Origin of the sequence: Rhodococcus sp. NPDC127527, assembly GCF_042672245.1 — a bacterium.
Taxonomy (GTDB): Bacteria; Actinomycetota; Actinomycetes; order Mycobacteriales; family Mycobacteriaceae; genus Rhodococcus_G.
On the sequence record NZ_JBHXVP010000004.1, the window covers coordinates 218,078 to 242,430 of the forward strand.

Below are 24,353 nucleotides of genomic sequence, written 5' to 3' on the forward strand. Positions count from 1 at the left end.
CCCCGGCTCCACCACCACCCAGAACACCACCGTCGCCGCGGCCGACGTCGACGGTGGCGGCAACGGCAGCTCCACCGGCAGCCTCGGCGCCCTCTTCGGCAGCTAGCTAGGCCGTATCCCCGGCGCAGGGTTCCGGCGCCGGGGCCCGTACCACCGACACCTCGATCCGGTACTCACCAACACGGAAGGAAGTCTTCATGGCTCACCGAGCAATCAGTCGCGGCATCGCCGCGGGCGCCGCCACCACGTTCACGGTCGGCGCGTTCGCCCTCCTCACCGGCGGCATCGCGAACGCCGCCCCGCAGACCATCACCTGGGACGACGGGAAGACCCACTTCACCCGCATCGTCTCCAACACCACCCCTGCCGCCGGCGACACCGTCACGATCTCCACCCGGTGGGAGCGCACCGACGCCAACTGGGAGAAGCTCAACTGGGTCAGGGAATGGCACCCCGCCTGCCTGACCTACGTGCCCGGTTCCGCAACGGTCACCGACGCCGCCGGGACCCACAACATCGAGCCGTTCGTCGAGACCCAATCCGACTACACCGCAGTCGATTTCGTCACCCTCGGCTACCAGCCCACCGCGAAGCGATACGAGGATGCGCCGCTCCTCAGCACCCAGTACAAGGTCGGCAACGACTGCAGCCGCGCCGACGCCCTCACCACCGGCATGAGCTACCTCGGCTCCCGCGGCGCGGGTACGTACACCAGCAAGGGCCCGTTGGTCACGGTCGCGAAGAACACCACCACCACCAGCCTCGCCGCGGTCGGCGGCGCAACGGCGGGCCAGGCGTCCACGCTGACCGCGACCGTCACCGGCGGCGCCCCGGGTGACACCGTCGAGTTCTACGACGGCGCGACGAAGATCGGCACCGGCACCCTCGCCGCAAACGGCACCGCCACCGCGACGTGGACCCCGGAGCTCCCCGGCTCCCACGGCCTGAGCGCCAAGTACCTGGTCACCCCCGCCGCCAACGCGTCGCTGTCCGGCGTGCAGTACGTGCAGGTCGCCCCCTCCGGCAGCACCCACACCACGACGCTCGCGCCGGTCGCCGGGGCCACCGTCGGCACCGCGACCACGCTGACTGCGACGGTCGCACCCGGGAACGCCGGCGGCACCGTCGAGTTCAAGGACGGCGCCACCGTGATCGGTACCGCCGCCCTCGGCCCCGACGGCACCGCCACCCAGGCCTGGACCCCCACGGCCGCCGGCGATCGCACCATCACCGCCACCTACAACGGCCCCGGCGGCATCACGTCGTCCGCACAGGCCACCGTCGCCGTTGCGGCCGCAACCGGCGACGGCAGCTCCACCGGCAGCCTCGGCTCCCTCTTCGGTTCCTAACCGCCGAGCCGCCATTCGTGGGCCCTGGGTCGCAGCATCGTCGCGGCCCAGGGCCCACGGCCGTTCACGGGCTGAAAGCGTGCGGCGAGGCAGTTGCCCCCTCCGCAACTGCCTCGCCTCGACCGATCGGGCACCCTCTCCGCCGGCGTCGAACTCGTACCTTCCCCCGTACGCCGTTCGGCCCCGCCGGCCGGATTCCTCACCGGCTGTCTGTTTTGACGCGGCAACGAACCGGACGGTTCCGTCTTCGTCTCGAGGACCCGGAACTCAGCTGACCGGGGCGTGCGTCGGCTGCGCGACCGGCGCCGGGGCCGCGGCGGCGGTGGGCGCGGGGAGCGCCGACATCGACTGCCACGTCGGCCAGTCGATCGCCCAGTCGTAGATGTCGCCGTCGGCGGCCGAGAGGTCGATGCGGGTTCCGGTCACCTCCACCGGATCGCCGTACATCGCGGTGCCGAAGTACTGCTCGGCGTCCGACAGCGACAGGTTGATGCAGCCGTTGGTCACGTTCGCCGAGCCCTGCACGCCGGTGGTCTGCGGGTTCGCGTGGATGAACTCGCCGTTGTTCGAGATCCGCACGGCCCAGCGTTCGCGCACGTTCGTGTAGAACGGCGGGTTCGACATGAGGAAGTCCTCGTGCTTCTCGGTCACCATGTGGATACCGCTGCGGGTGACGTTGCGGGCTTCGTTGCCCTCGCCGTAACTGACCGGGATGTCCATGATCGTCTGGCCGTCACGCACCACCTGCATGCGGTGGCTCGGCGCGTTCGCCTTCACGATCTGGCTGCGCCCGATGGTGAAGTTCAGGGTCAGGTCGTCGGCCCCGAACGCGCCCCCGCCGTAGTCGACCCCGTACAGCTTCGCGACCAGGTTCACCGTGGTGCCGGGCGCCCAGTAGTTCTGCGGACGCCAGTGCACGCGCGACCCGTTGTCGTCGGGCAACCAGGCCCACGACCCGGGCGTCGGCGGGTTGGTGGTCACGGTGAGCGCCTTCTCGACCGCGGCCTTGTTCTCCACGTGGTCGTCGAACTTGAGGATGATCGGCGCCGCGATCCCGACCTGCTGGCCGTCGGCGATGTTGGTGTTCGCCGAGGTCTTCGACTGCGGGGTGAGCGTGGTGAAGGCGCCCTGGATCGGGACGGTCTTGCCGTCCGCGCCGAGCGCGCTGCCCGACCAGGTGTAGCTGGTGCCGAAACCGAGGGGCTCGGTCACGGTGTAGGTGAGCTTGTCCGGCGACAGCACCCCCTGCACCGGCTTGCCGGTCGAGTTGGTCAGCGCGACGTTCTGCAGCGTGCCCTGGGTGACGGTGACGGACACCGGCTCGACCGGGCTGACGCCCTCCGCGCCGACCGCGGGCAGCTGGGTCACCTTGGCGACCGGGGCCTTGTCGGCCGGGGCCGCGGACCCACCGGTGCCGCCGTCGGCGCAGCCCGCCAGCATCGCGACGACCGCGGTCAGCAGCACGAGCAGCGAGAACACGCGAGGTCGTTTTGTCCGATTACCCTGGATACGCACGAAATCCACGGTACCTGCGCCCCGAGTGTGACCTGCGACTCAGCTCAGACGGCGCAGCCGACCGCAACCGGCTCCGGCTCGAGCCGCACGCCGAACGCCGCCTGCACGCCGTCGCGCACGTCCCGGGCCAGCGCCAGCAGGTCTCGGGTCGATGCCCGACCGCGGTTGGTCAGCGCCAGGGTGTGTTTGGTCGACAGCCGCGCGGGTGCGTCGGCACCGGGGTAGCCCCTGGAGAACCCGGCCCGCTCGATCAACCAGCCCGCCGACAGTTTGGTCCCGCCCTCGGCGGGGAACTGCGGCACCCGCACGTCAGCGCCCACCCTGTCCTCGATCGCGGCCAGCACCGCGGGCAGCCTGTCCGGGGCGACCACCGGGTTGGTGAAGAAGGAGCCCGCGCTCCACGTGTCGTGGTCGCGCCCGTCGAGCACCATGCCCTTGCCCGCACGCAGGGCGAGCACTACGTCGCGAACCTTCGCGGCGGGCCTGCGCTCGGACTCCTCGGCGCCGAGTTCGGCAGCTAACTCGCGGTAACTCAAAGGTGCACTGAGTCCGTCGGGGCGCACGTCGAACTCCACGGCCAGCACCACCGCCGCATCCGAGTGCTTGAGCACGCTGGTGCGGTAGCCGAGGCCGAGCGCGTCCGGTGCCACCCACGACACCTCTCCGGACGCCCGGTCCAACAGCTGCACCCGTCGCAGCAGGGAACCGACCTCCACCCCGTAGGCGCCCACGTTCTGCACCGGGGTCGCACCCGCCGACCCGGGGATGCCGGACAGGCACTCGAGCCCGCCGAGACCCGCCTCGACCGACCGCGCGACCACCTCGTCCCAGACCGCGCCCGCCTCCGCGTAGACCAGCTCGGAGTCGAGCCGGACCGTCGCGTTCGCGGCCCGCACCACGACCGCGTCCACGCCCTCGTCCGCGATCAGCAGGTTCGACCCGCCACCGAGGATCAGTGCCGGGATGCCCGCCGCGTCGAGCGCGCGCACCACCCCCACGAGGGCGTCGGTGCTTCGGCAGGTGAGCATGGCGTGCGCCGGGCCGCCGAGCCGCAGCGTGGTCAGTTCCGACATCGGAACATCCACGTCCAGCTCGGCCCCGAATTCGGTCGCCATGTCGTGTAAGGCCAGCACGGGATCAAACGGTAGCGTGCCCGCCATGGCCCGCCGAATTCCGCATTCTTCCGCGTACCCCCAGTCGGTGGACCAGGTCCATCGTGCCGTCACCAGCGAGCAGTACTGGCGTGACCGGCTGGCCGAGGTCGGCGGCCCTGGTGCCGCGCTCGGGCACGTCGCGGTCGGCGAGAACTCCGTGGACGTCGAGATGACGCAGTCCGTCCCCGCCGAACACCTCCCGGCCGTCGTCACCAAGGTTCGTCCCGGCGATCTCGTCATCACCCGCACCGAGACCTGGGGGCCGCTCAGCGGCGGCGTCGCCGCCGGCACCTTCACCGCCCGCGTCGACGGTGTGCCCGGCACCATCACCGGCACCATGACCCTCGCCGCGGAGGGCACCGGCACCACCCTCGCGATGGACGGAAAGGTCGAGGTCAAGCTCCCTCTGATCGGCGGCCGGATCGAGGCGGCCATCGCCGATCAGGTCAGCGAACTGCTGGACAACGAGAACGAGTTCACCGCCCGCTGGCTCAGCGAGCACGCGTAGGTTTCAACGCTCCGGAAACCATGTAATCTCCCGCACATGTCACGCCATATCGAATTCACAGCCAACTTCCAGATTCCCGCCGAGGCAGTTCACCGCACGCTCGTCGACCCGGGATTCTGGAACCACCGGGTCGAGAAGGGCGCCGACTCCGGCATCACCCTCGACCACCTCACCGCGGGTGAGGGCACCATCGACGTGGCACTGGCGCAGGAGTTGGACACCAGCAAGCTGCCCTCCCTGGTCAGCAAGGTGGTCAAGGGCGACCCGTCCGTCGTGCGCGGCGAGGTCTGGGGCCCCTTCCAGGACGGCCGGGCCGAGGGCTCCTTCAGCGCAGTGACCACCGGACTGCCGGTCAAGGCCGGTGGCACCGCCGTGCTGACCGACACCGCCGAGGGCGCCTCGCTCCGAATCGAGGGCGAGGTCGAGGTCGGCATCAAGATCGTCGGCGGCGCCGTCGAGGGCATGGTGGCCGAGCTGATCGTCAACATCCTCCGCCGCGACCAGGAAGTCGTCGAGGAGTGGGCCGCCGCAAAGGCCTAGTTCACAAGATTCCGGGCAGTTGCGTTCGGGGATGCGGCGAGCCGGTAGCCTGCCGGTCATGGCTCGCCGCATCGACTACTCCGCCAGGTACACCCATTCCGCAGAGAAGGTGTACGCGGCGCTGACGAACCGCGACTACTGGGAAGCCCGCATGATCGAACTGCGGAAGTTCTCGGACAACCACGTCGAGAGCTTCGAGATCAACGACTCGGGCATCGACCTGGTCTTCCACCACATCATTCCCCGCAACACCCTGCCCGACATCGCGCAGACCGTGATGAAGAAGGACATGGTCATCACCCGCAAGGAGCACTACAGCCCCTTCGGTGAGCCGGTCGCCGGGACGTACGAGGCCTCCATCCCCGCCGGCCCGGGCAGCCTGTCCGGCACCATGTCGCTGTTCACCACCGACACCGGGTCCACGCTGCGGACCTCGTCCGAGGCCAAGGTGTTCATCCCGTTCGTCGGGGGCAAGCTCGAGCAGCTGATGCTGGTCAACCTCGTCGATCTGTTCCGCACCGAGGCACAGGTGACCGCCGACTGGCTCGCCCAGCAGTAGCGCGCGGGCTCGTGAGCAATCCGAGCGGCGGAGCGCGTACGAGATCCCCCAAACCGGACGGCGTCATCACTCGCGGCACCACCGGGATCAACAGGCTGCGGCGCAGCGACCGCTGGGTCGTGCACCGGCCTCGGGTCGCCGACGCCCTGCTCGGGGCGGCCGATCCGCTGGTCGTCGACCTCGGCTACGGCGCCCGGCCCGACACCACCTTCGAACTCGCGTCCCGGCTCCGCACCGTCCGGGACGACCTGCGGGTGGTCGGTCTCGAGATCGACCCCGACCGGGTGGTCGAGGGACGCGACGGCGTCAGTTTCGCCCGCGGCGGTTTCGAACTCGCCGGACTGCGACCGGTGCTCGTGCGGGCCTTCAACGTGCTGCGGCAGTACCCCGAGGAGGCGGTCGCCGGCGCCTGGGCGAAGGTGCAGTCGGGCCTGGCGCCGGGCGGACTCTTCGTCGACGGCACCTGCGACGAACTCGGCAGGCGCTGCGCCTGGGTACTACTCGACGAGCACCGGCCGCTGACCCTGACCCTGGCCTGGGACCCGTTCGACGTGGAGCGGCCGGGTGATGTGGCCGAGCGGCTGCCGAAGGCGCTGATCCACCGCAACGTGCCCGGGGAGGGCGTGCACGACCTCCTCGTCGCGGCCGACCGGGCGTGGGCGACGGCCGCCCAGCACGCCCCGTTCGGCCCCAGGGTCCGGTGGCGCGCGACGCTCGAACTGATACGCGGGCAAGGGATTCCGGTGGAGGTGCCGCGCCGCCGGCTGCGCGACTGCGTGCTGACGGTGCCGTGGTCTGTGGTCGCTCGGACCTCGTGACTGGCGCGGGGCACTAGCCTGGGCGGTGGCTCTGCCTCCGCCCGAAGGGACTCAACCCATGCGTTCGACGCTGCTGTCGCGACGAGATCTCGACTTCCTCCTCTACGAATGGCTCGACGTCGAGGCGCTGACCTCGTCGCCGCGCTACCAGGATCACTCGCGCGAGACCTTCGACGGGGTGCTCGACCTCAGCGAGCAGCTCGCGACCCGCTACTTCGCCACCCACAACAAGCTCGGCGACGCCAACGAGCCGACCTACGACGGCACCACGGTGACCATCGTCCCGGAGGTCAAGGAGGCGCTCGACGCCTTCGTCAAGGCCGACCTGATGGGTGCGGGCATGGACTACGAGGCGGGCGGACTGCAACTGCCCGCGACCGTCACCGGTGCGTGCTTCGCGTGGTTCCAGGCCGCGAACGTCGGCACCGCGGCCTACCCGATGCTGACCATCGGGAACGCGAATCTGCTGCTCGCGCACGGCACCCCCGAGCAGATCGAGACCTACGCCAAGCCGCTCGTCGCGGGCCGGTTCTTCGGCACCATGTGCCTGTCGGAGCCCCAGGCGGGATCATCGCTCGGCGATATCGTCACCCGCGCCGAGCCGCAGGAGGACGGCAGCTACCGCCTGTTCGGAAACAAGATGTGGATCTCCGGCGGCGAGCACGAACTCGCCGAGAACATCGTCCACCTGGTGCTTGCCAAGATTCCCGGTGGACCCGAGGGCACCAAGGGCATCTCGCTGTTCATCGTCCCGAAGGTCCTCGTCGAGGCGGACGGCAGCCTCGGTGAGCGCAACGACGTGACCCTCACCGGACTGAACCACAAGATGGGTTACCGCGGCACCACCAACACGGTGCTCGCGTTCGGCGACGGCACCCACAGCCCTGGCGGGTCCGCAGGCGCGGTCGGCCACCTGGTCGGCGAGGCGGGTCGCGGCCTGACCTACATGTTCCACATGATGAACGAGGCGCGGATCGGGGTCGGCCTCGGCGCCACCGCGCTCGGCTACACCGGTTACCTCAAGTCCGTCGACTACGCCCGGCAGCGCGAGCAGGGCAGGCCCGTCGCAGCGAAAGACCCTGCCGCCAAGCAGGTCCCGATCGTCGAGCACGCCGACGTGAAGCGAATGCTGCTGGCCCAGAAGTCGTACGTGGAGGGCGCACTCGCGCTGGAGATGTTTTGCATGCGGATGGTCGACGAGCAGCGCATCGCCGAGAACATCGCGGCACGCAACCGGATCGGCCTGCTCCTCGACATCCTCACCCCGATCGCCAAGAGCTGGCCGTCGCAGTGGTGCCTGGAGGCGAACAGCCTCGCGATCCAGGTGCACGGCGGCTACGGCTACACCCGCGAGTACGACGTCGAGCAGCACTACCGCGACAACCGCCTCAACCCCATCCACGAGGGCACCCACGGCATCCAGGGCCTGGATCTGCTGGGCCGCAAGGTGACTCAGCAGGGCGGGATCAGCTTGCGGCTACTGACGGAGTCCATCGGGCGCACCGTCGCGGACGCCGCCGAGACCGGCGGCGAGTTCGCGGAGCTGGGCGAGCAGCTCGACGGCGTCCTCGGGCAGGTCGGAAAGGTCACCGCGGGGCTGTTCGCCTCCGGCGACGTGGACGCGGCGATGGCCAACAGCTCGGTCTACCTCGAGGTGGTCGGACACCTGGTGATCGCGTGGATCTGGCTCGAGCAGATGCTCGCCTGCGAGGGCAGGACCGGCGACTTCTACGACGGCAAGCGCCAGGCCGGCCGGTACTTCTTCCGGTACGAACTGCCCCGAACCGGACCGCAACTGGCACTGCTGGCCGCCCTCGACCGAACCACCCTGGACATGCGCGACGCCTGGTTCTGAGTTCTCACTCCCAGGCGGACAGCGCCCGCTTGACCCGGCGTTCGACGCGCTCGGATCGGCCGACCGCGGCGGATTCGAGCGCGTCGCGGTCGAGCCTGCCGATCGCGAACGCGTCGCCGACCACCTCGTCCAGCACCCACTGCGACACGCCGCCGTCCGCGAGATCGAACACGGTTCGCAGGGGCGTGGTGATGCGGAAGGCACCGGTGTGCTCGCAGTCCCCTGGTGGCATGGCGCTGTGGTGCACCGCGACCCGGTCCAGCCGCGAGGTCGCAGTCGCGGTCGAGGTCACGTGCAGGAAGCGCGGGTGCAGGTGCCCGAAGCCGTGCAGTTCGGCCGCGCTCTGGTGCGAGACCACCGCGTCGTCGAGTCGGACGCAGCAGCGCGCGACGTCCTCGAGGTCGGTCGAGCGCCACGGCGCGAGCCGGAACAGCCCGGGCTCGGGTTGCGCCCACGTTCCCGCCGCGACCGCGGCGACGACATCCTCCCCGGTGAACCCGAGCGCCATGGCCTGTTCTGCTGTGAAGAACCCGTCCTGGGTCCAGGCACGCTCGCACAAGTCCTTCTCACGCCGATCCGGTCCGTCCATGTCGCCACACTACTTCCGTCATGTGTCATGGGTCACATAAATCCTTCGTAGCGTGTTCTCAGAACCCGCACAGAAAAGTCGGGAAGAATCCGTGCAATGGCCTCCATTGCACCGGCTCCGAACGGTCCCATGACGACTAGACCGAAGCGAAACCTGGTCCTCACGATCGCCCTCGTGGTGATCGTGGCACTTGTCGCGCTCCTGATCGGCGCCGAACTGTACGTGCGGCACAACGTGAAGCAGTGCATGTCGAGCCAGTTCCAGAGCGAACTCGGATCGCAGGTCGACGTCGGGCTCAGCGCGAAACCGGTGTTGCTGCAGGCGATCGACAAGAAGGTTCCCTACATCACGATCACGAGCGACGACTCGAGCTTCGGTCCCGCGAAGGACATGCATGTCAACGCCCGAGTCAACGACGTCGACCTGACCGCCACCGCCAACTCCAGCGGGTCCATCGGCAGTTCGACGGCCGACATCGACTGGTCCACCGACGGCATCCTCGCCACCATCCAGGCGCAGCCGTTCGGCAACCTGGTCTCGGGTGTCACCTCCGACCCGACCGCCGGCACCCTCAAGTTCCAGGTCCTCGGCCTCGCCGAGCTGACCGTCAAGCCGCAGGCCAACGCCGGCACCGTCAACGTGGAGACCGTCGGCGCCCAGGTGCTCGGCCTCGGCCTGCCCACCGACCTGGTCAGCGGCGTCGTCGACGTCCTCACCAGCAGCCTGCAGGCGTATCCGCTGGGGATGACGGCGCAGTCGCTGACGGTCACCGACAGCGGAATCCAGATGTCGCTGGCCGGGGGCGCGTACACGATGCCCAAGGCGGACCCGAATGCCCCCGTGCCGAGTGGCTGCTCGCTGCTGACGTAGGCGGCTCCGCCGCAGTGGTGTGGTTACGGAGTGCTAGGACTCCGTAACCGCACCACTGGCGAAGCCATCCAGCACTGCGCGAGTGCCCGACAATCCGAGCCTCGTCGCGCCCGCCTCGATCATCGCGCGCGCGACCTCGGCGGTCCGGATGCCGCCGCTGGCCTTGACCCCCAGCCGACCGCCGACCGTCCGTGCCATCAGCCGGACCGCCTCGACGCTCGCACCGCCCGCCGGATGGAACCCGGTCGAGGTCTTGACGAAATGCGCGCCCGCGCGCTCGGCCGCCCGGCAGCACTCGACGATCGCCTCGTCGGACAGTGCCGCGGTCTCGAGAATTACCTTGAGCACCGTGGTGTCCGAGATGCCTTCGCGGACGGTCAGGATGTCGGCGAGGACCGCGTTGTAGTCGCCTGCGACCGCCGCGCCGACGTCGATCACCATGTCGATCTCGTGCGCGCCCTGCTGCACCGCCAGTCTCGCCTCCGATCCCTTGATCAGGGAGTGGTGTTTGCCCGACGGGAAGCCCGCGACCGCGGCCACCCGAAGCCCAGCCGCGTGTACCGGCAGCATCGACGGCGAGACGCACACCGCGTACACCCCGAGCGTGCGAGCCTCTTCGATCAGTGCAGCGACGTCGGCACCGGTGGCCTCCGGCTTGAGCAGGGTGTGGTCGACCATCGCGGCGACCTGGGCGCGGGTGAGGTGGGAGTGCGGCATACCGACGAGCTTGGCACAGGCCGAAATTCGATTGCGTCAACCGCGTCGGCACCACACACTGCTCGCATGCTGATCCGACGCGAGCACCCGGCCGACATCGACTCGATCGCGGCCGTGCACCGCTCCGCCTTCGCCGACCAGTCCCCGCCGAACACCGAACCTGTCGAGGTCGGTCTGGTCGCGGCCCTGCGCGCCTCCGACGCCTGGCTGCAGGGGTTGTCGCTGGTCGCCGAAGTCGACGGCGCCGTGGTGGGACACGTGTGCCTGACCCGGGCGACGCTCGGCGACGACCCGGTGCTCGCCCTCGGCCCGATCGGCGTGCTCGCCGATCTGCACGGGGCCGGGATCGGTTCGGCGTTGATGCACGCGGCACTCGGCGCCGCCGACGCGCTCGACGAGCCGCTCGTCGCACTGCTCGGGCACCTCGACTACTACCCGCGGTTCGGCTTCGTGCCCGCGTCCACGTTGTCCATCGATCCCGGCGTACCGGACTGGGTCACGCACTTCCAGGTTCGCACGCTCGAGGCCTACACCCCCGAGCTGGTCGGCGAGTTCCGATACCCGCAGCCGTTCTACGACCTGTGACGCTGCTGCCGCGACTACCGTTGCCGTCATGAGCGCCGACGACCTCGCCGCCGTGTTCAACTCCGGCGCCGCCGAATTCACCGGCCTGACCCCGCAGGTGTGGGGTCCTGCCGGGCAGTCCCTCGTCTTCCAGCTGCGGCTGCGGCCCGGCGACACGGTGCTCGACGTGTGCGCCGGCGCCGGCGCGTCCGCGCTCCCCGCCGCCGCGGCGGTCGGGCCGACGGGCCGGGTCCACGCGATCGACCTCGCCGACGAGCTGCTCGAGCACGGCCGGCTGATCGCATCCGACCGCGCCCTCCAGAACATCGACTTCGTCCGCGCCGACGCCACCGAGTGGGAGCCTCCGAGCGACGTCCCCGAGGCCGGCTACGACGCCCTGTCCAGCTCGTACGGCGTGTTCTTCCTGCCGCACATGGACGAGTCGGTGAACCGGCTGGTGCGCCTGCTCCGGCCAGGCGGCAAGTTCGGGCTCACCACCTGGCGGCGGGGCGCCCACGAGGAGCACGCCCGGGCCTACTTCGAGGTGGTCGCACGGCACGTGCCGGGCACGGACGCCGACGCGCATCGGCCCGACCCGAACGATCCCGTCCGCAGGCTCGACAGTCCCGACGCGCTGGCCGCGTGGCTCGCCGGCTTCGGCGCGGTCGAGATCGAGATCAACGAGCTGCCGAACTGGCTGCCCGCGACCCCGGAGCTGGTCTGGCGGCTGGTGCTGGGCAGCGCGTTTCGGGGGCCGCTCGTCGGCCTGGACGCGGCCACCGTCGAGGCGATCCGGCTGGAGTTCCTGAGCCTGCTCACCGAACGCGACATCGAGACGCTGGACCTGGGAACCCTCGTCGCGACTGCCGTCGTCGAACGCTGACAGCGAACTCGGGGGAAACACCGGACCGCCACCTGCGACACTGGGTGCATGAGTAGGCCAGCTGCCCCCGAGGACGACCGACGTTACGTGCTCTCCCTCGGCACGCCCGACCGCACCGGCATCGTCGCCCGCATCTCGACCTTCCTCGCCGAGGTCGGCGGCTCCATCGTCGAGGCCGCCTACCACGCCGACCCGGACTCCGGATGGTTCTTCACCCGCCAGGCCGTCCGAGCCTCGTCGATCGCGTACGGGCTCGGCGAACTCCGCGACCGGTTCGCGGAGGTCGCCGCCGAACTCGGACCGGAAACCGAGTGGACGCTGCAGGATTCGGGCGAACGCAAGCGGGTGGTGCTGCTGGTGAGCAAGGAGGCGCACTGCCTGCACGACCTGCTCGGCCGGGCCGCCGGCGGCGAGCTGCCCGCCGAGATCTGCGCCGTGATCGGCAACCACCGCGACCTCGAGGACGTCACCCGCGCGCACGGCATCGACTTCCACTACGTCTCGTTCCCGAAGGACCCTGCCGAGCGCGGACCGGCGTTCGAGCAGGTGCGCAAGCTCGTCGACGCGCACGACCCGCACGCCGTTGTGCTGGCCCGTTTCATGCAGGTGCTGCCCGCCGAGTTGTGCGAGCACTGGGCGGGCCGCGCGATCAACATCCACCACAGCTTCCTGCCCTCGTTCGTGGGCGCGAGGCCGTACCACCAGGCGTTCGCCCGTGGCGTGAAGTTGATCGGCGCGACCTGCCACTACGTGACCGCGGAGCTGGACGCGGGGCCGATCATCGAGCAGGACGTGATCCGGGTGGACCACTCCGACGACGTCCGCGACATGGTCCGGCAGGGCCGGGACATCGAGAAGCTGGTGCTCTCCCGCGGCCTGCGCTGGCACCTCGAGGACCGCGTCCTCGTGCACGGCCGCAAGACCGTCGTCTTCAGCTGACCGGAGCGCCGGCCGGCTGGAGGCGCGCGAGCCGCGCGATCTCGGCGTTGACCGCGTCGGGTGCCTCGATGGTGGCCATGTGCCCGATCTTCGGCAGCCGGATCAGCCGCTCCAGATGGCCGGCGGCGTCGAGGGTGTCGCTCATCCGAACCGAGTGCACCGGCGGCGTCAGCCGGTCTGCGTTCCCGACGAGGACGGTCGTCGGGACGGTCAGGTTGTGCAGGGATGCCCCGACGTCGAGGGTGCTGAGCGCGCGTCCCCACCCGCCCCGGGTGGCCGGGCTGCAGGCCTGGACGATCCGGACGCAGAAGTCGATCTCCTCACGGGTCGAGCCGGCGGCCATCGCGACGTACTGGACTCCCCTACGGGTCAGCGGGGACGGCGCGACCATCGGGGCCTTCGACCCGAGGATCGCCCGTCCCACCGGTACGGGGACCGCGGGCGCCCGCTTCGGCAGCGGGATGACGGTCGTCTCGGCCACGAGGCTGTCGGTGCCGGTGCTCGCCAGCATGACGGCACTGGCCTTCTCCTGCACCCGCTCGGGATACTTCAGCGCCCAGGACATGATCGACATGCCGCCCATGCTGTGCCCGACCACGACCGCCTTGCGACCCTCGGGGACCGTTGCGCTCAGCACCGCGTCCAGGTCGTCGCCGAGCAGGATCGGGTCCAGCGGCGTCGGACCGAGCCCGGTGCGGCCGTGCCCGCGCTGGTCGTAGGTGATCACTCGGAACTCGTCGGCGAGCGCGTTGACCTGCGGGTACCAGAACTGCGTCGAGCAGGTCCAGCCGTGGCTGAGCACGATCACCGGCGCGTCCGGGTCGCCGTAGGCGAGGGTGTGGATCGGGTGCCCGTCGGCGGAGACCACGGGGATCGTCTCGGGGCGGCGGATCGGGTCGCGCAGCGCCTGATTGGGTTCGACGCCGAGCGCTCGCTCGGCCTGCGCGCGCCGCGACCGGACGACTGCGCCCGCTGCGACCGCCGCGCCCGCGACCGCCGTCCCGAGAAGAATCCGACGCACGTTCCCGCCTGATCGCTCCGACACCTGTGTACCTCCGTGTTGCGTTGAAAGGGGTTGACCGTGAATCAGATGACGTGGGCCCGGCGCAGCAGCATCGTCGAGGGACCGCCGATCAGACCCACCTGGTCGAGGAACTCGACGGTCTTCGCGCTGCCCTCGCGGATCTTGTCCTGGTAGTGCTTGTTCGCCTTCGCCGCGGCGCGGGCGAGCTTCGGGTCGAGGCCCGCGGCCTCGTACACCGCGTCGTTGACGAGGCTGGTGACGACGAAATAGGCGGTCACCCCGAGGATCAGCCGGATCCGGGCCCGGGTGAACCGGGAGATGTTGGCGGCGCGGCGCACCGTTTCCTCGCGCGCGAACTTGATGTGCCGCGCCTCCTCGAGGACGTGGATCTTGCTGACCGTCCGTGTGATCGGCTGGACCCGTTCGTCTTTCATGAAGTCGCGCTGCATCATGTCGAGGATCTCCTCGGCGAACAGGGTGCCGCCGTAGGCCAGCGAACCGGTCGCGGTGGCCTTGAAGGCCCGGGCGGACTCCCGAATCCACCGCTTCGGCCGGTAGGACGGGATGCCGAAACGCTGTGCCGACTTGGCGAACATGGTCGAATGCCTGCACTCGTCCGCGATCTCGTTGAGCGCGAACTGGACGTGCGGCTCCGACGGGTCGTGCGAGTAGATGTCGCGCAGCAGCATCTGCATCAGGATCATCTCGAACCAGATTCCGGTACCCGCGATGCTGGCCGCCTCGTGCTTGGTGAGGGTGACCCGCTGGTCCTCGGTCATGGTGTCCCACAGGTCGGTGCCGTAGAGGCTGCACCACTCCGGGGTCATGCCGTACAGGTCCTCGGGGATCGGCGCCTCCCAGTCGACCTCGACGAGCGGGTCGTACGACTTGCGCGCGGCGGAGGCCAGCAGTCGGCTCGCGGTGTCCTGTCTGCCGCCCGCCCTGGTCAGGCGGGACGAGCGGCTGACGGCGGCGTCACGATCGTGGGTGATCGACATGTCGGCCTCCTCGCTGAGTTCGCGTCGGATGCTGTGCGCTCGCAGGAAAGGCCCGTCCGCGGACAGCGCACGAACGATCCGACTACCTCAACAATGCGATGCCGAGATACCTGTTGTCAACGGTATCTGTGACTCGAATTCGCATACATTTTGATGCGCACTACCAGCGCGGTCCCCGCTGTATCTCGTCCACGCGGGGCCGCACGTCCACCAGGTACACGCAGATCGCGACGACGGCCACGATCCCGAACAGGCCCGGCAGTGGCATCACCAGCAGCGCCAGCAACGCCACAATCAGGATGCCGAGCCAAATGGGCTTGCTCAGCTTCTCGACGGCGGTGAAGGCGTCCTGACGTTGTCGCGCCGCATGAAAGATCGCGAACACGCCCGCCCCGAGCGCCAGGAGTTGCAGGGCGAGCATGATCCAACCGATGAGGCTGTTGACGTGGTACACACGCTCATTCTACGGGCGCGACCCCCGCGCAGCGTGCTGCGCGGGGGTCGACGGCGGGTCCGAGTCCTACTCGCCGGTGGCCTTCTTGGCCGGAGCCTTCTTGGCCGGAGCCTTCGCCGGGGTCGCGGGCTTGGCGGCGGCCTTCGCCGGGGCGGCCTTCGCCGGGGCGGCCTTCGCGGGCGCAGCCTTGACGGGCGCCTTCACCGTCGGAGCCTTGGCCGCGGCGGTGTCCACCTTGTCGGCAGCGGTCTTGGTGGTCGACTCGGCCTTCTCCCCGGCACCGACGAAGCGGCTGGCGACGGACTCGCCCGCCTCGGAGACAGCGTCGCTGACGTCGTCGGCGACGTCGCTGATCCGCTCCGCGGCACGACCTGCGAACTTGGCCGCCTGCTCGCCGACGGCCCGGGTCTGACGCGCGACGGTGCCGAGCGCCTCCTCGGTGAGGGTGGCGGCGTCACCGAGCACGGACTCGGCGCGGCCGATGCCCTCCTCGACGGCGGGCTGCTTGCGCAGGCGCTCAACGGTCTCCTCGCCGCGCTCGGCGAGCGAGGCGTAGATGTCGGTGGCCACCTTCAGGTACGCCTCCGCGACCTTGCGCAGCTCGTCCGCGGTGAACTTCTCGCGCAGCTCGGCCAGCTCCTCGGGGAGCTCGGACGGCAGGCCGGCGAGGCGCTCACGGAGCGACTCGACGCCTTCGGTGAGGTCACCGGTGAGCTTCTCGAAACGCTCGCGGGCGGTGTCGACGGTGAGGTCGTCACCCGCGGTGGCGGCACGCTCGCGGACCTGGGCGACGACGTCGGCGACGGCCTGCACGACCACGTCCCCGGCACCGACGGCCGCGTAGATCGGGGTCTTCACGCTGTCGAAACCTTTGAGCTCAGTCATCTTGGTTCTCCTGTTCAACGGGCTGGGGTTCGAGACGCGGATTGTTCTCACGCCTGAACGATTCGTAGATTTCGAGGAGCACCTGCTTCTGACGCTCCGTGATGGAGACGTCGGAGAGCAGGGCATCCCGCACCGGACTGGCTGGGCGTTGCTCGAGGAGTCCAGCCCGCATGTACAGGACCTCCGAGGACATCCGGAGACCCTTGGCAATCTGCCCGAGCACCTCGGCGGACGGCTTGCGCAGCCCGCGTTCGATTTGACTCAGGTACGGATTGCTGACGCCGGCCAGCTGCGACAACTGCCGCAGCGAGACCTGCGCAGCTTCGCGTTGCGCCTTGATGAAGCTGCCGATGTCCTGCGCCGCAGAGCTGACCACCCGGGCTGCTACTTCGCCGGCGCTGTCGCCGGACGCCCGAGATTCGTCGGTCATGCCCTCTCCCTCCCCTGTGGGTGAATCCCACGGTACGGGAGGGTGCTAACTATTGCAAGCACTCTTGTTAGCAGTAGGTGACGATCAGGCGAACATCAGCTGCGAGACGGTGTAGATGACCAGGCCGGCGAGCGAGCCGACCACCGTGCCGTTGATCCTGATGAACTGCAGATCCCTGCCGACCTGCAGCTCGATCTTGCGACTGGCCTCCTCCGCGTCCCAGCGAGCGACCGTGTCGGTGATCACGCCGGTGATCTCCTGCGTGTAGTTGGCGCTGATGTAGCGGACCCCGCCGTCCAGCCAGCCCTCGACCTTGGTCCGCAACTCGGGCTCGTCGCGCAACCGCTCCCCGAGCCGCATCACCGTGTCGCGGGTCTTGGCGCGCAGCGTGCTCTCCGGGTCGTCGGCGGATTCGAGAATCATCCGCTTCGCGACCCGCCAGGCCGCCTCGGCGGCACCGGTGACCTCCCTCCGGCCCATGAGCTCGGACTTCACCTTCTCGGCCTTGGCCATGGTGACCGGGTCGTTCTGCAGGTCGTTCGCGAAGTCGACGAGGAAACGGTTCGCGGCGAGCCGCACCTCGTGCTGCGGGTTCGAGCGGACCTTCCAGGTGAACTCGACCAGTTCCTTGTAGATCTTCTCGCCGAGCAGAGCGTCGACGAACTTCGGCGACCAGGCCGGACTGTCGCGGTCGATGATCCGGTCGATCGTCTCCTGGCTCCCGAGCGCCCACTGGTGGGCGCGTTCGGCCAGCAGGTCGAGCAAGGGCAGCTGGCGGTTCTCGGCGAGCAGTTCCGCGAGCACCTTGCCGATCGGCGGCCCCCAGGCCGGCTCCGCGATGCGACGCACGATGGTGTGGTCGATGATCTGCTGGATGTCCTCGTCGCGCAGCACCGCGACGAAGGCACGCAGCAGCGTCGCGGTCTCGGCGGCCACCCGGGCCGCGTTCACCGGCTCGGCCAGCCACGTGCCGAGCCGCAGCGGGACCTGCGCGGCCCGCACCTTCTGCGACACCACCTCGGGCGCCAGGAAGTTCTCTCCGACGAAGCTACCGAGACTGGATCCGAGCTGGTCCTTCTTCTTCTTGATGATCGCCGTGTGCGGGATCGGCAGACCGAGCGGGTGCCGGAAGAGTGCGGTGACGGCGAACCAGTCCGCGAGCGCACCGACCATCCCCGCCTCCGACGCGGCGCGCACGTATCCGACCCAGGCGCCGGCCCCGCGGGTCTCCTGCCAGCGACAGAACAGGTACACAGCGCTGGCCAGCACCAGGAACGCGGTCGCGAGCGTCTTCATCTTGCGGAGGTCGCGACGTTTCGCCGTGTCGTCCCCGCTCAACAACTGCATCACCCGGCCATTGTGCCGAATTTCCGGGTGGCGCCGCGGCTATCCCCGGCTCGACCAGGGACGCACCACTAAGCTGGTGTCCGAATATCGATTCGAACGGATGTGGCGAACCCAGTGCCGAAGAAGACAGCAACCAACGGACCCGACCTCGGCGACACGGAGTCGACCGAGACGCAGGCCGAAAAGCCCGACGGGCGCAAGCGTCGCTGGCGCGAGCACAAGATCGCGCGGCGCGAGGAACTCGTCGACGGCACCATCGCGGCGATCCGTGCCCGCGGCCGGGACATCGGGATGGACGAGATCGCTTCCGAGATCGGTGTCTCGAAGACGGTCCTGTACCGCTACTTCAATGACAAGAACGACCTGACCAGCGCGACCATGACGCGCTACGTCGAGACCGTCATCGCGCCGCGCATGTACGCCGCCATCGGTGGCGACATGAGCGAGTACGAGCTGACGCGGGTCGCGATCACCGCCTACGTCGAGACGGTCGCCGCGGACCCCGAGGTCTACCTGTACGTGATGGCGAACAGCAGCGGCGCCAACCGCGACGTCGTCGCCGAGTCCGAGCGGATGATCGCGGAACTGCTGTCCGCGGTGCTCGGCGAGCGACTGCGCCTGATGGAGATGGATTCCGGCGGGGCGGTGCCGTGGGCGTACGGCATCGTCGGCGCCGTCCAGTTGGCCACCCACTGGTGGATCTCCAACAAGTCGATGACCGCCGAGAACCTGATCGCCTACCTGACGATGATGACCTGGGGCGGGGTCACCGGAATCGCGGCGGTCGCCGGCTCGCCCGCACGGTTCGAGGCGATGCCGCACCCGTTGGTCCAGGAGGAAACCGACAAGCTCTGAGCACCCATCGGAAAATCTTGTTGTAACCATAGGTAACAGGTAACCTGGTCGGGTGAGCGATTCCGACACCGACGAGGGCCACGAGGCACCCGACGGCTACGCAGGCAAGGCCCTGGTCACGGTCGGCAACCACCCGACCCTCGCCGTCGACGTCCAGCTCGCGGGTCACTTCGAACCGATCAGCGGCCGGTACGTCTGGCACGGCCGGGTGCGCGGACTGACCGAGACGCTCGGCCCCGACGTGACGATCGGCCCCGGCACCGAACTCGAGATCGAGACCCCGGAGGGCGTCGGCACCGCGCGCGTCACCGCGATCGACCTGTGGGGTAGTCACATGGTCGAGGGCGGGTCGAAGCGGCCGTTCAGCGCGATGGAGGACACCGAGGGGCTGCTCTAGCGGTCCCGTTTCACCCGCCGTCCGCCCCGATGCCGTGGGCCCCGATTCCGCCACGCATCAGCTCCACCAGGGGGCTGGCGAGGCTCTCGCCGGACCGCCGCGGGCCGGCGCCGTCGAGCGGAACCACCGCGGCCAGCAGCAGCGCCGAGGTCATCGCCTCTCCGACCACCTCGACGTCGATCCCAGCACCGAGGTCGCCCGGCCTGAGCTCGGCGAGCGATGCGGCCGCGATCGCCCCGCACCGCTCGAGCTCACGCTGCAGCCGGTCGACCAACGCCGGGTCCACGGCGGGTGCGTCGAAGAGGACGAACCGCACCAGCGCCGAGTCCTGACGGACCAGGGCGTTGAGTCGTTCCAGAGCGAGCTCGAAGCGGTCGAAGAACTCCTCGAGTCCGTCGGCGTCATCGAGCCGCACGTCCGTCAACTGCGCACCGATCAGCGCGAATCCACGGTCGATCACCGCGTCGAGGATGTCCCGCTTGCTGGTGAAGTAGTTGTAGAAGGTGCCGTGACCGAGCCCCGCCGCCGCGACCACGTCCGCCACGCCGCAGTTGCCGTAACCGCGTTCGACGAAGACCTCGGACGCCGCGCGCACCAACGCCTCGCGCCGAGCGCCGCGCCGCGGCGCGCCGCCGGTCACCGAGCCGGCTCCGGGACGCGGGTCGGTGCGCGCAGACCGGAGGTGACGAGCCCGACCACCGCCGCGGTGTACCGGTCCGGATCGACCGCCCGGTGCCCGCTGCTGACACCGCGCAGCAGCCCCGGCCAGGTCAGCGCGATGATCGCCTGGCTGAGCGCGCTCGTGTCCAGGTCACGGCGCAGCCACCCACCCTCGATCCCGTGGTCGAGCAGGCCCGCGACGATCGCCGCGAGTTCGCTCTGACCGCGCATCAGCCGGCAACCGCGCTCGTCCTCGAACGCGTTGGCGTCGACCAGCAGCAACCGCAGTGTCCGCGGCGCCGTCCCGGCCATGGCGAAGAGCACCTCGGACAGGTCGCGGATCCGCTCGACGAGACCGGCGGGCGAATCCGGCGGCCGCAGGACCGAGCGGCACTCGAGCGCCTCGCGCAACTCCCCGACACACCGGTCCACGACCTGGTCGAGGATCTCGCGTTTGCTCCCGAAGTAGCGGTACAGCGTGCCCATCCCCATGCCGGCGTGCTCGGCCAACTGGGCGGCCGTGGTGCCGTCGTAACCACGCACGGCGAACATGTCCGTTGCCGCCGAGAGGATCTGCTCGCGACGCTGCGCGCTGAGTCCGGCCGTCGGTGGTCGTCCCCGACGCGAGGGCACCGGCCCGCTCGGTGTCCGAGACAACACAACTCCGTTCTGCGCCGCCCCGCCGAGCGCCTTCGTCCTCCGTCAGCAGTCCACGGCAACCCTAACAAGCCGTCCCGACGCGAACGTCGATCGATTGCGCGGAGTTCGACCGCCCGCGGCTCAGCCGATCAGGTCGAAGTCCGCCGGATCGACCTTGCGGGTGCGTAGCCAGTACTGCCAGGTGAAGCCCGGCCAGATCGTCCGGTTCACGCCCTTGGCGTCGAGATACCAGCTGACGCAGCCACCGTTGGTCCACACACCCTTGCCCAACTTGCGCTGGATGTCCGCATTGGACCGGTCCTGCGCACCGCGGCGCACCGAGATCGCCTCCGCACCGGCCCGGTCGACGAGCCGGATCGCCGCCATCACGTAGCGGATCTGTTGCTCGATCATGAACACCACCGAGTTGTGCCCCAGCGCGGTGTTCGGCCCGAGCAGGAAGAAGGCGTTCGGGAATCCCTCGACAGTGATGCCGAGGTGCGTCTCGATGCCGTGCTCGGTCCAGTACGGCACCAGCTCCCGACCGTTCACGCCGACGATGTTCATGCTGTCGAACCCGTCGGTCACGTGGAACCCCGTGCCGTAGATGATGGCGTCCACGTCCCGTTCGGTGCCGTCCGCGGTCACGATGCCGCCCTCGGCGACCCGCTCGATCCGGTCCGTGACGACCTCGACATTCGGCCTGGCCAGCGCCGGGTAGTAGTCGTTGGAACCGAGAATACGTTTGCAGCCGATCCGGTAGTCGGGCGTCAGTTTGCGCTGCAGCTGCGGATCCTCGATGGCCCTGGCGATGTTCTTCTTCGCCAGCTTCTCCAGCGGTGCCATCAGATTGGAGTGTCCGTTGAGGCCGAGCGCCAACGACTCCGACGCCCAGTAGATGACGTCTCGAAACACCCTGCGCGCCAGCGGGACTCGTCGGAAGATGCGCTTCGTTCGCGGCGAGTGCTCGAAGTTCGTCCGCGGCACGACCCACGCGGGGGTGCGCTGGTACAGCTGCAACCGAGCTACCCGGTCGACGATCTCCGGCACGAATTGGACTGCGCTGGCGCCGGTCCCGATCACCGCGACCTTCTTGCCCGTCAGGTCGTAGTCGTGGTTCCACCGGGCCGAGTGGAACGCGACACCACCGAACCGCTCCAGGCCAGGGACGTCCGGGAATCTGGGGACGTGCAGCGCTCCGATCCCGGAGACGAGGAACTGGGTCACGTATTCCGTGCCGTCGTCGGTGTGCACATGCCAGCGCTTCTCCGCCTCGTCCCAGTAGCCGCCGCTGGTCCGTCGACCGAAGTGGATGTTCCGACGCAGGTCGTACTTGTCGGCGAGATCGAGCAGGTAGTCGAGGATCTCGGCCTGACCCGACCACACCTTCGACCAGTCCGGGTTCGGCTCGAACGAGAAGGAGTACATGTGTGAGGGCACGTCGCAGACGCAGCCCGGATAGGTGTTCTCCCGCCAGGTGCCGCCCACCTCGTCCGCCTTCTCCAGCACCACGAAGTCGGAGCGCCCTGCCTTGCGCAGTTGAATGGCCATGCCGAGCCCGGAGAAACCCGAGCCGACCACGAGAACCCGGGTTCGATGAATTCGTTTCTCCGGCTTGCCCGTTCCGGCATGCGCCGGGTCGGCGACCATTGCTCACCCTCCTTGCATGTCTCGGCGTCAGGCGGTCCGATCGGACTCGACCCGCTCCAGTAGCCCGGCCAGGCGCCGGCCCAGGTCCTCGGACCGCTCGTACGACAGCTGATGGCCCGCGCCCTCGTACACCACGAGCGCGGCCTCCGGGAGGCGCGAGACGATCTTGCGGGCATGCGACGGCGGGCACAGCCGGTCCCGGGAACCCGCGGCGACGAGCACCTCCGCCGCCGCGAACCGGTCCAGGTAGGCGGCGCGGTCGTGCCGGAGGATGTCCGCCCCGAACCGGGGCACGGTGCGCGGATCGGCCCGTCGCATCTCCCCGGCTGTCCGCTCGACGGCTGCGGGACGGGCTCCGGAACCGAACAACAGCCACTCGACGCTCCGGTACCGCATCGGGGCGGGCAGGTGTCGGTGCACCCGAAAGCCGAGACCGACCAGCACGGGCAACGCGGCCCGCAGGCCGGGAACCCGCTCGACCGACTTGTCGAGCCGGCCCGCGGCGGTGGCCAGGAACGCGGCGGCCGCCACCCGCCCCCGCACCAGATCCGGGTGTCGCTCCGCGAGCGCCATCATCGCCATGGCGCCCATCGAGTGCCCGACCAGCACGATCGGACCGTCCGGGACGAGCCGCCCGACGGTCTCCGCGAGGTCGTCGGCGTACCGCGCGATGGTCGCGGCGCCCGCCCGGGCAGCGCCCGACGTCCCGTGCCCGCGACAGTCGATCGCGACCAGACGCGCCGGCCGGGCCGACCGGGTCAGCAGCGCGATCAGGTCGTCCCAGGATCCCCCGTCCAGGGTCCAGCCGTGCGCGAACACGACCGTCACCGGCGCGGATCGCGGACCTGCCTCGCGCACGGTGAGTGCCACTCCGTCCGATGTGACGAAGGACGATACGGCCTGCATGATCGCCTCCCGCTGCCGTCGCCGGGGCCGTCCGTGCGCACCCCCGACGCCGTCAACACTAGCCCGAATCGCCGCAGCCAATGCCGCCGACAACCCGCCTCGACGTGACAGAGTCGCCCTCATGTCAAAGAAGAATTCGCGCGAGGGCTGGGCGATACCGGCCACGGAGGCGGTGCGGGTCACCGCCGGCACCCGGGTCGCCGAGATCGACACGAACGGCACACCCGGTTTCACCGGCGACAAGCAATTGGGTGAGCGCCTTCTCGAGGAGCGCGGCGCCGACCTTTCGGCGCTGCAGGAGAAGCTCTTCGCCAACGGCCGCGCCGCAGGCGAGCACCGCTCGGTGCTGTTGGTCCTGCAGGGCATGGACACCGCGGGCAAGGGCGGGATGGTCCGGCACGTGATCGGCCACGTCGACCCGCAGGGCGTCGACCACGCCTCGTTCGGTGTGCCGACCGAGGAGGAGAAGCGCCACGACTACCTGTGGCGAATCCGCAAGGCGCTGCCGCGAAGAGGCCAGATCGGCGTGTTCGACCGCTCGCACTACGAGGACGTGCTGGTCGTGCGGGTGCACAACCTGGTGCCGCCGGAGGAGTGGGAACCGCGCTACGACGAGATCAACGAGTTCGAGAAGAACCTCGTCGAGTCCGGGACCAGCATCGTCAAGGTCGCGATGTTCGTGTCGCTGGACGAGCAGAAGGCGCGACTGGCCGAGCGCCTGGACCGCCCCGACAAGTACTGGAAGTACAACCCCGGTGACGTCACCGAGCGCGGCTACTGGCCCCAGTACCAGCAGGCGTATCAGGCCATGCTGGACCGGACGTCCACCGACCACGCGCCCTGGCACGTGGTGCCCTGCGACCGCAAGTGGTACAGCAGGCTCGCGGTGACCGAGCTGCTCATCGACGCGCTCGAACGACTCGACTTGACCTGGCCGCCAGCCGATTTCGACATCGACACGGAGAAGCGCCGGCTCGCCGAGTCGTGACCGGGGGGGGTTCGATCACGGACTGGGGTTCAGTCAGGGGAAGTGCAGCATCTCCCGGTGCGCCTTGCGGTCGTGCCGCACCGTACCACCGACCACCGCGATCGCGGTGACGATGGCGAGCACGCAGGCCGATCCGGCGATGGCGGCCCAACCGCCGTAGCCGGATCCCGCGGCCACCAGGAACATGCCGAGGGTCACCGCGGTCAGCAGCACGCAGCCGAACGCCACCCAGCCCGCAACGATGTTCAGACTCATCGCTG

The 24,353-nt window shown here is 69.4% G+C and carries 28 protein-coding genes; 13 read left to right on the forward strand and 15 right to left on the reverse strand.

Features of this window, described 5'->3' with window-relative positions; translation table 11 throughout:
- The first annotated feature begins 197 nt into the window (after nt 1–197).
- Entirely contained in the window at nt 198–1,349 is a 1,152-nt protein-coding gene (locus ACFVH2_RS09645) for an Ig-like domain repeat protein (RefSeq protein WP_378421889.1), read from the forward strand.
- Between the two features lie 267 nt (nt 1,350–1,616).
- On the opposite strand, the gene ACFVH2_RS09650 is transcribed toward ACFVH2_RS09645, so the two are convergent.
- Together ACFVH2_RS09650 and ACFVH2_RS09655 are read right to left on the reverse strand one after the other, a co-directional pair.
- Nucleotides 1,617–2,864, reverse strand: a complete 1,248-nt coding sequence (locus ACFVH2_RS09650) for an Ig-like domain-containing protein (protein ID WP_378421891.1) — start codon at nt 2,862–2,864, stop codon at nt 1,617–1,619.
- Nucleotides 2,865–2,908: 44 nt separating this feature from the next.
- A complete protein-coding gene (locus ACFVH2_RS09655; protein ID WP_378421893.1) occupies nt 2,909–3,979 on the reverse strand; it encodes a UDP-N-acetylmuramate dehydrogenase in 1,071 nt (356 codons plus the stop codon).
- 43 nt (nt 3,980–4,022) lie between these two features.
- Between ACFVH2_RS09655 and ACFVH2_RS09660 the strand changes: the two genes are divergently transcribed.
- The 5 genes from ACFVH2_RS09660 to ACFVH2_RS09680 are packed head-to-tail and all read left to right on the forward strand — an operon-like array spanning nt 4,023 to nt 8,298.
- Complete coding sequence (locus ACFVH2_RS09660; protein WP_378421895.1) at nt 4,023–4,526, forward strand: DUF2505 domain-containing protein; 504 nt, start codon at nt 4,023–4,025, stop codon at nt 4,524–4,526.
- A 36-nt stretch (nt 4,527–4,562) separates the two neighbouring features.
- On the forward strand, nt 4,563–5,066 hold the full coding sequence (locus ACFVH2_RS09665) for a DUF2505 domain-containing protein (RefSeq protein WP_378421897.1): 504 nt from the start codon (nt 4,563–4,565) through the stop codon (nt 5,064–5,066).
- 58 nt (nt 5,067–5,124) lie between these two features.
- Nucleotides 5,125–5,625, forward strand: coding sequence for a DUF2505 domain-containing protein (locus ACFVH2_RS09670; RefSeq protein ID WP_378421899.1), 501 nt, complete (start codon nt 5,125–5,127; stop codon nt 5,623–5,625).
- 11 nt (nt 5,626–5,636) lie between these two features.
- Nucleotides 5,637–6,443, forward strand: coding sequence for a class I SAM-dependent methyltransferase (locus ACFVH2_RS09675; RefSeq protein ID WP_378421901.1), 807 nt, complete (start codon nt 5,637–5,639; stop codon nt 6,441–6,443).
- A gap of 58 nt (nt 6,444–6,501) precedes the next feature.
- Nucleotides 6,502–8,298 (forward strand): acyl-CoA dehydrogenase, encoded by a 1,797-nt coding sequence (locus ACFVH2_RS09680; protein WP_378421903.1) that lies wholly within the window; start codon nt 6,502–6,504, stop codon nt 8,296–8,298.
- 4 nt (nt 8,299–8,302) lie between these two features.
- Here ACFVH2_RS09680 and ACFVH2_RS09685 read toward each other — a convergent pair whose 3' ends face one another.
- On the reverse strand, nt 8,303–8,887 hold the full coding sequence (locus ACFVH2_RS09685) for a hypothetical protein (protein WP_378421905.1): 585 nt from the start codon (nt 8,885–8,887) through the stop codon (nt 8,303–8,305).
- 129 nt (nt 8,888–9,016) lie between these two features.
- Between ACFVH2_RS09685 and ACFVH2_RS09690 the strand changes: the two genes are divergently transcribed.
- Nucleotides 9,017–9,757, forward strand: coding sequence for a DUF2993 domain-containing protein (locus tag ACFVH2_RS09690; RefSeq protein WP_378421907.1), 741 nt, complete (start codon nt 9,017–9,019; stop codon nt 9,755–9,757).
- A 33-nt stretch (nt 9,758–9,790) separates the two neighbouring features.
- Here the strand turns inward: ACFVH2_RS09690 and deoC are convergent, their stop codons facing one another.
- On the reverse strand, nt 9,791–10,474 hold the full coding sequence (deoC, locus tag ACFVH2_RS09695) for a deoxyribose-phosphate aldolase (RefSeq protein WP_378421909.1): 684 nt from the start codon (nt 10,472–10,474) through the stop codon (nt 9,791–9,793).
- A gap of 66 nt (nt 10,475–10,540) precedes the next feature.
- On the opposite strand from deoC, the gene ACFVH2_RS09700 reads away from it, so the two are divergent.
- Genes ACFVH2_RS09700 through purU form a run of 3 tightly spaced genes read left to right on the forward strand, consistent with a single transcriptional unit; the run spans nt 10,541 to nt 12,860 of the window.
- Nucleotides 10,541–11,059: a GNAT family N-acetyltransferase gene (locus ACFVH2_RS09700; protein WP_378421911.1), complete on the forward strand. Its 519-nt coding sequence runs from the start codon at nt 10,541–10,543 to the stop codon at nt 11,057–11,059.
- A gap of 28 nt (nt 11,060–11,087) precedes the next feature.
- Nucleotides 11,088–11,921, forward strand: a complete 834-nt coding sequence (locus ACFVH2_RS09705) for a class I SAM-dependent methyltransferase (RefSeq protein WP_378421913.1) — start codon at nt 11,088–11,090, stop codon at nt 11,919–11,921.
- Between the two features lie 48 nt (nt 11,922–11,969).
- Complete coding sequence (purU, locus tag ACFVH2_RS09710) at nt 11,970–12,860, forward strand: formyltetrahydrofolate deformylase (protein ID WP_378421915.1); 891 nt, start codon at nt 11,970–11,972, stop codon at nt 12,858–12,860.
- On the opposite strand, the gene ACFVH2_RS09715 is transcribed toward purU, so the two are convergent.
- The 6 genes from ACFVH2_RS09715 to ACFVH2_RS09740 all read right to left on the reverse strand — a co-directional run bounded on the left by ACFVH2_RS09715 (nt 12,853) and on the right by ACFVH2_RS09740 (nt 17,998).
- On the reverse strand, nt 12,853–13,881 hold the full coding sequence (locus ACFVH2_RS09715) for an alpha/beta fold hydrolase (RefSeq protein ID WP_378421917.1): 1,029 nt from the start codon (nt 13,879–13,881) through the stop codon (nt 12,853–12,855). The two genes, purU and ACFVH2_RS09715, sit on opposite strands and share 8 nt — an antisense overlap.
- Before the next feature lie 65 nt (nt 13,882–13,946).
- Nucleotides 13,947–14,882 carry a diiron oxygenase gene (locus ACFVH2_RS09720; protein WP_378421919.1) on the reverse strand — a complete coding sequence of 312 codons (936 nt, stop codon included), beginning with the start codon at nt 14,880–14,882 and terminating at the stop codon, nt 13,947–13,949.
- A gap of 160 nt (nt 14,883–15,042) precedes the next feature.
- Nucleotides 15,043–15,336 (reverse strand): DUF2516 family protein, encoded by a 294-nt coding sequence (locus ACFVH2_RS09725; protein ID WP_378421921.1) that lies wholly within the window; start codon nt 15,334–15,336, stop codon nt 15,043–15,045.
- Nucleotides 15,337–15,402: 66 nt separating this feature from the next.
- Nucleotides 15,403–16,221, reverse strand: coding sequence for a heparin-binding hemagglutinin (locus ACFVH2_RS09730; RefSeq protein ID WP_378421923.1), 819 nt, complete (start codon nt 16,219–16,221; stop codon nt 15,403–15,405).
- A complete protein-coding gene (locus ACFVH2_RS09735; protein ID WP_378421925.1) occupies nt 16,214–16,651 on the reverse strand; it encodes a helix-turn-helix domain-containing protein in 438 nt (145 codons plus the stop codon). The genes ACFVH2_RS09730 and ACFVH2_RS09735 overlap by 8 nt, the downstream gene beginning before the upstream one ends.
- 84 nt (nt 16,652–16,735) lie before the next feature.
- Entirely contained in the window at nt 16,736–17,998 is a 1,263-nt protein-coding gene (locus ACFVH2_RS09740; RefSeq protein WP_378422190.1) for a DUF445 domain-containing protein, read from the reverse strand.
- A 114-nt stretch (nt 17,999–18,112) separates the two neighbouring features.
- On the opposite strand from ACFVH2_RS09740, the gene ACFVH2_RS09745 reads away from it, so the two are divergent.
- Together ACFVH2_RS09745 and ACFVH2_RS09750 are read left to right on the forward strand one after the other, a co-directional pair.
- Nucleotides 18,113–18,853: a TetR/AcrR family transcriptional regulator gene (locus ACFVH2_RS09745; protein ID WP_378421926.1), complete on the forward strand. Its 741-nt coding sequence runs from the start codon at nt 18,113–18,115 to the stop codon at nt 18,851–18,853.
- Nucleotides 18,854–18,905: 52 nt separating this feature from the next.
- Nucleotides 18,906–19,250 (forward strand): DUF4873 domain-containing protein, encoded by a 345-nt coding sequence (locus tag ACFVH2_RS09750; RefSeq protein ID WP_378421928.1) that lies wholly within the window; start codon nt 18,906–18,908, stop codon nt 19,248–19,250.
- 10 nt (nt 19,251–19,260) lie between these two features.
- On the opposite strand, the gene ACFVH2_RS09755 is transcribed toward ACFVH2_RS09750, so the two are convergent.
- The 4 genes from ACFVH2_RS09755 to ACFVH2_RS09770 form a co-directional block, all read right to left on the reverse strand.
- Nucleotides 19,261–19,890, reverse strand: coding sequence for a TetR/AcrR family transcriptional regulator (locus ACFVH2_RS09755; RefSeq protein ID WP_378421930.1), 630 nt, complete (start codon nt 19,888–19,890; stop codon nt 19,261–19,263).
- Complete coding sequence (locus tag ACFVH2_RS09760; protein WP_378421932.1) at nt 19,887–20,543, reverse strand: TetR/AcrR family transcriptional regulator; 657 nt, start codon at nt 20,541–20,543, stop codon at nt 19,887–19,889. The genes ACFVH2_RS09755 and ACFVH2_RS09760 overlap by 4 nt, the downstream gene beginning before the upstream one ends.
- 147 nt (nt 20,544–20,690) lie before the next feature.
- On the reverse strand, nt 20,691–22,199 hold the full coding sequence (locus tag ACFVH2_RS09765) for a flavin-containing monooxygenase (protein ID WP_378421933.1): 1,509 nt from the start codon (nt 22,197–22,199) through the stop codon (nt 20,691–20,693).
- Between the two features lie 27 nt (nt 22,200–22,226).
- Nucleotides 22,227–23,105: an alpha/beta fold hydrolase gene (locus ACFVH2_RS09770; RefSeq protein WP_378421935.1), complete on the reverse strand. Its 879-nt coding sequence runs from the start codon at nt 23,103–23,105 to the stop codon at nt 22,227–22,229.
- Between the two features lie 121 nt (nt 23,106–23,226).
- On the opposite strand from ACFVH2_RS09770, the gene ACFVH2_RS09775 reads away from it, so the two are divergent.
- Nucleotides 23,227–24,093 carry a polyphosphate kinase 2 family protein gene (locus tag ACFVH2_RS09775; protein WP_378421937.1) on the forward strand — a complete coding sequence of 289 codons (867 nt, stop codon included), beginning with the start codon at nt 23,227–23,229 and terminating at the stop codon, nt 24,091–24,093.
- Between the two features lie 33 nt (nt 24,094–24,126).
- Here the strand turns inward: ACFVH2_RS09775 and ACFVH2_RS09780 are convergent, their stop codons facing one another.
- Nucleotides 24,127–24,348: a hypothetical protein gene (locus ACFVH2_RS09780; RefSeq protein ID WP_378421939.1), complete on the reverse strand. Its 222-nt coding sequence runs from the start codon at nt 24,346–24,348 to the stop codon at nt 24,127–24,129.
- Between the last annotated feature and the right edge of the window lie 5 nt (nt 24,349–24,353).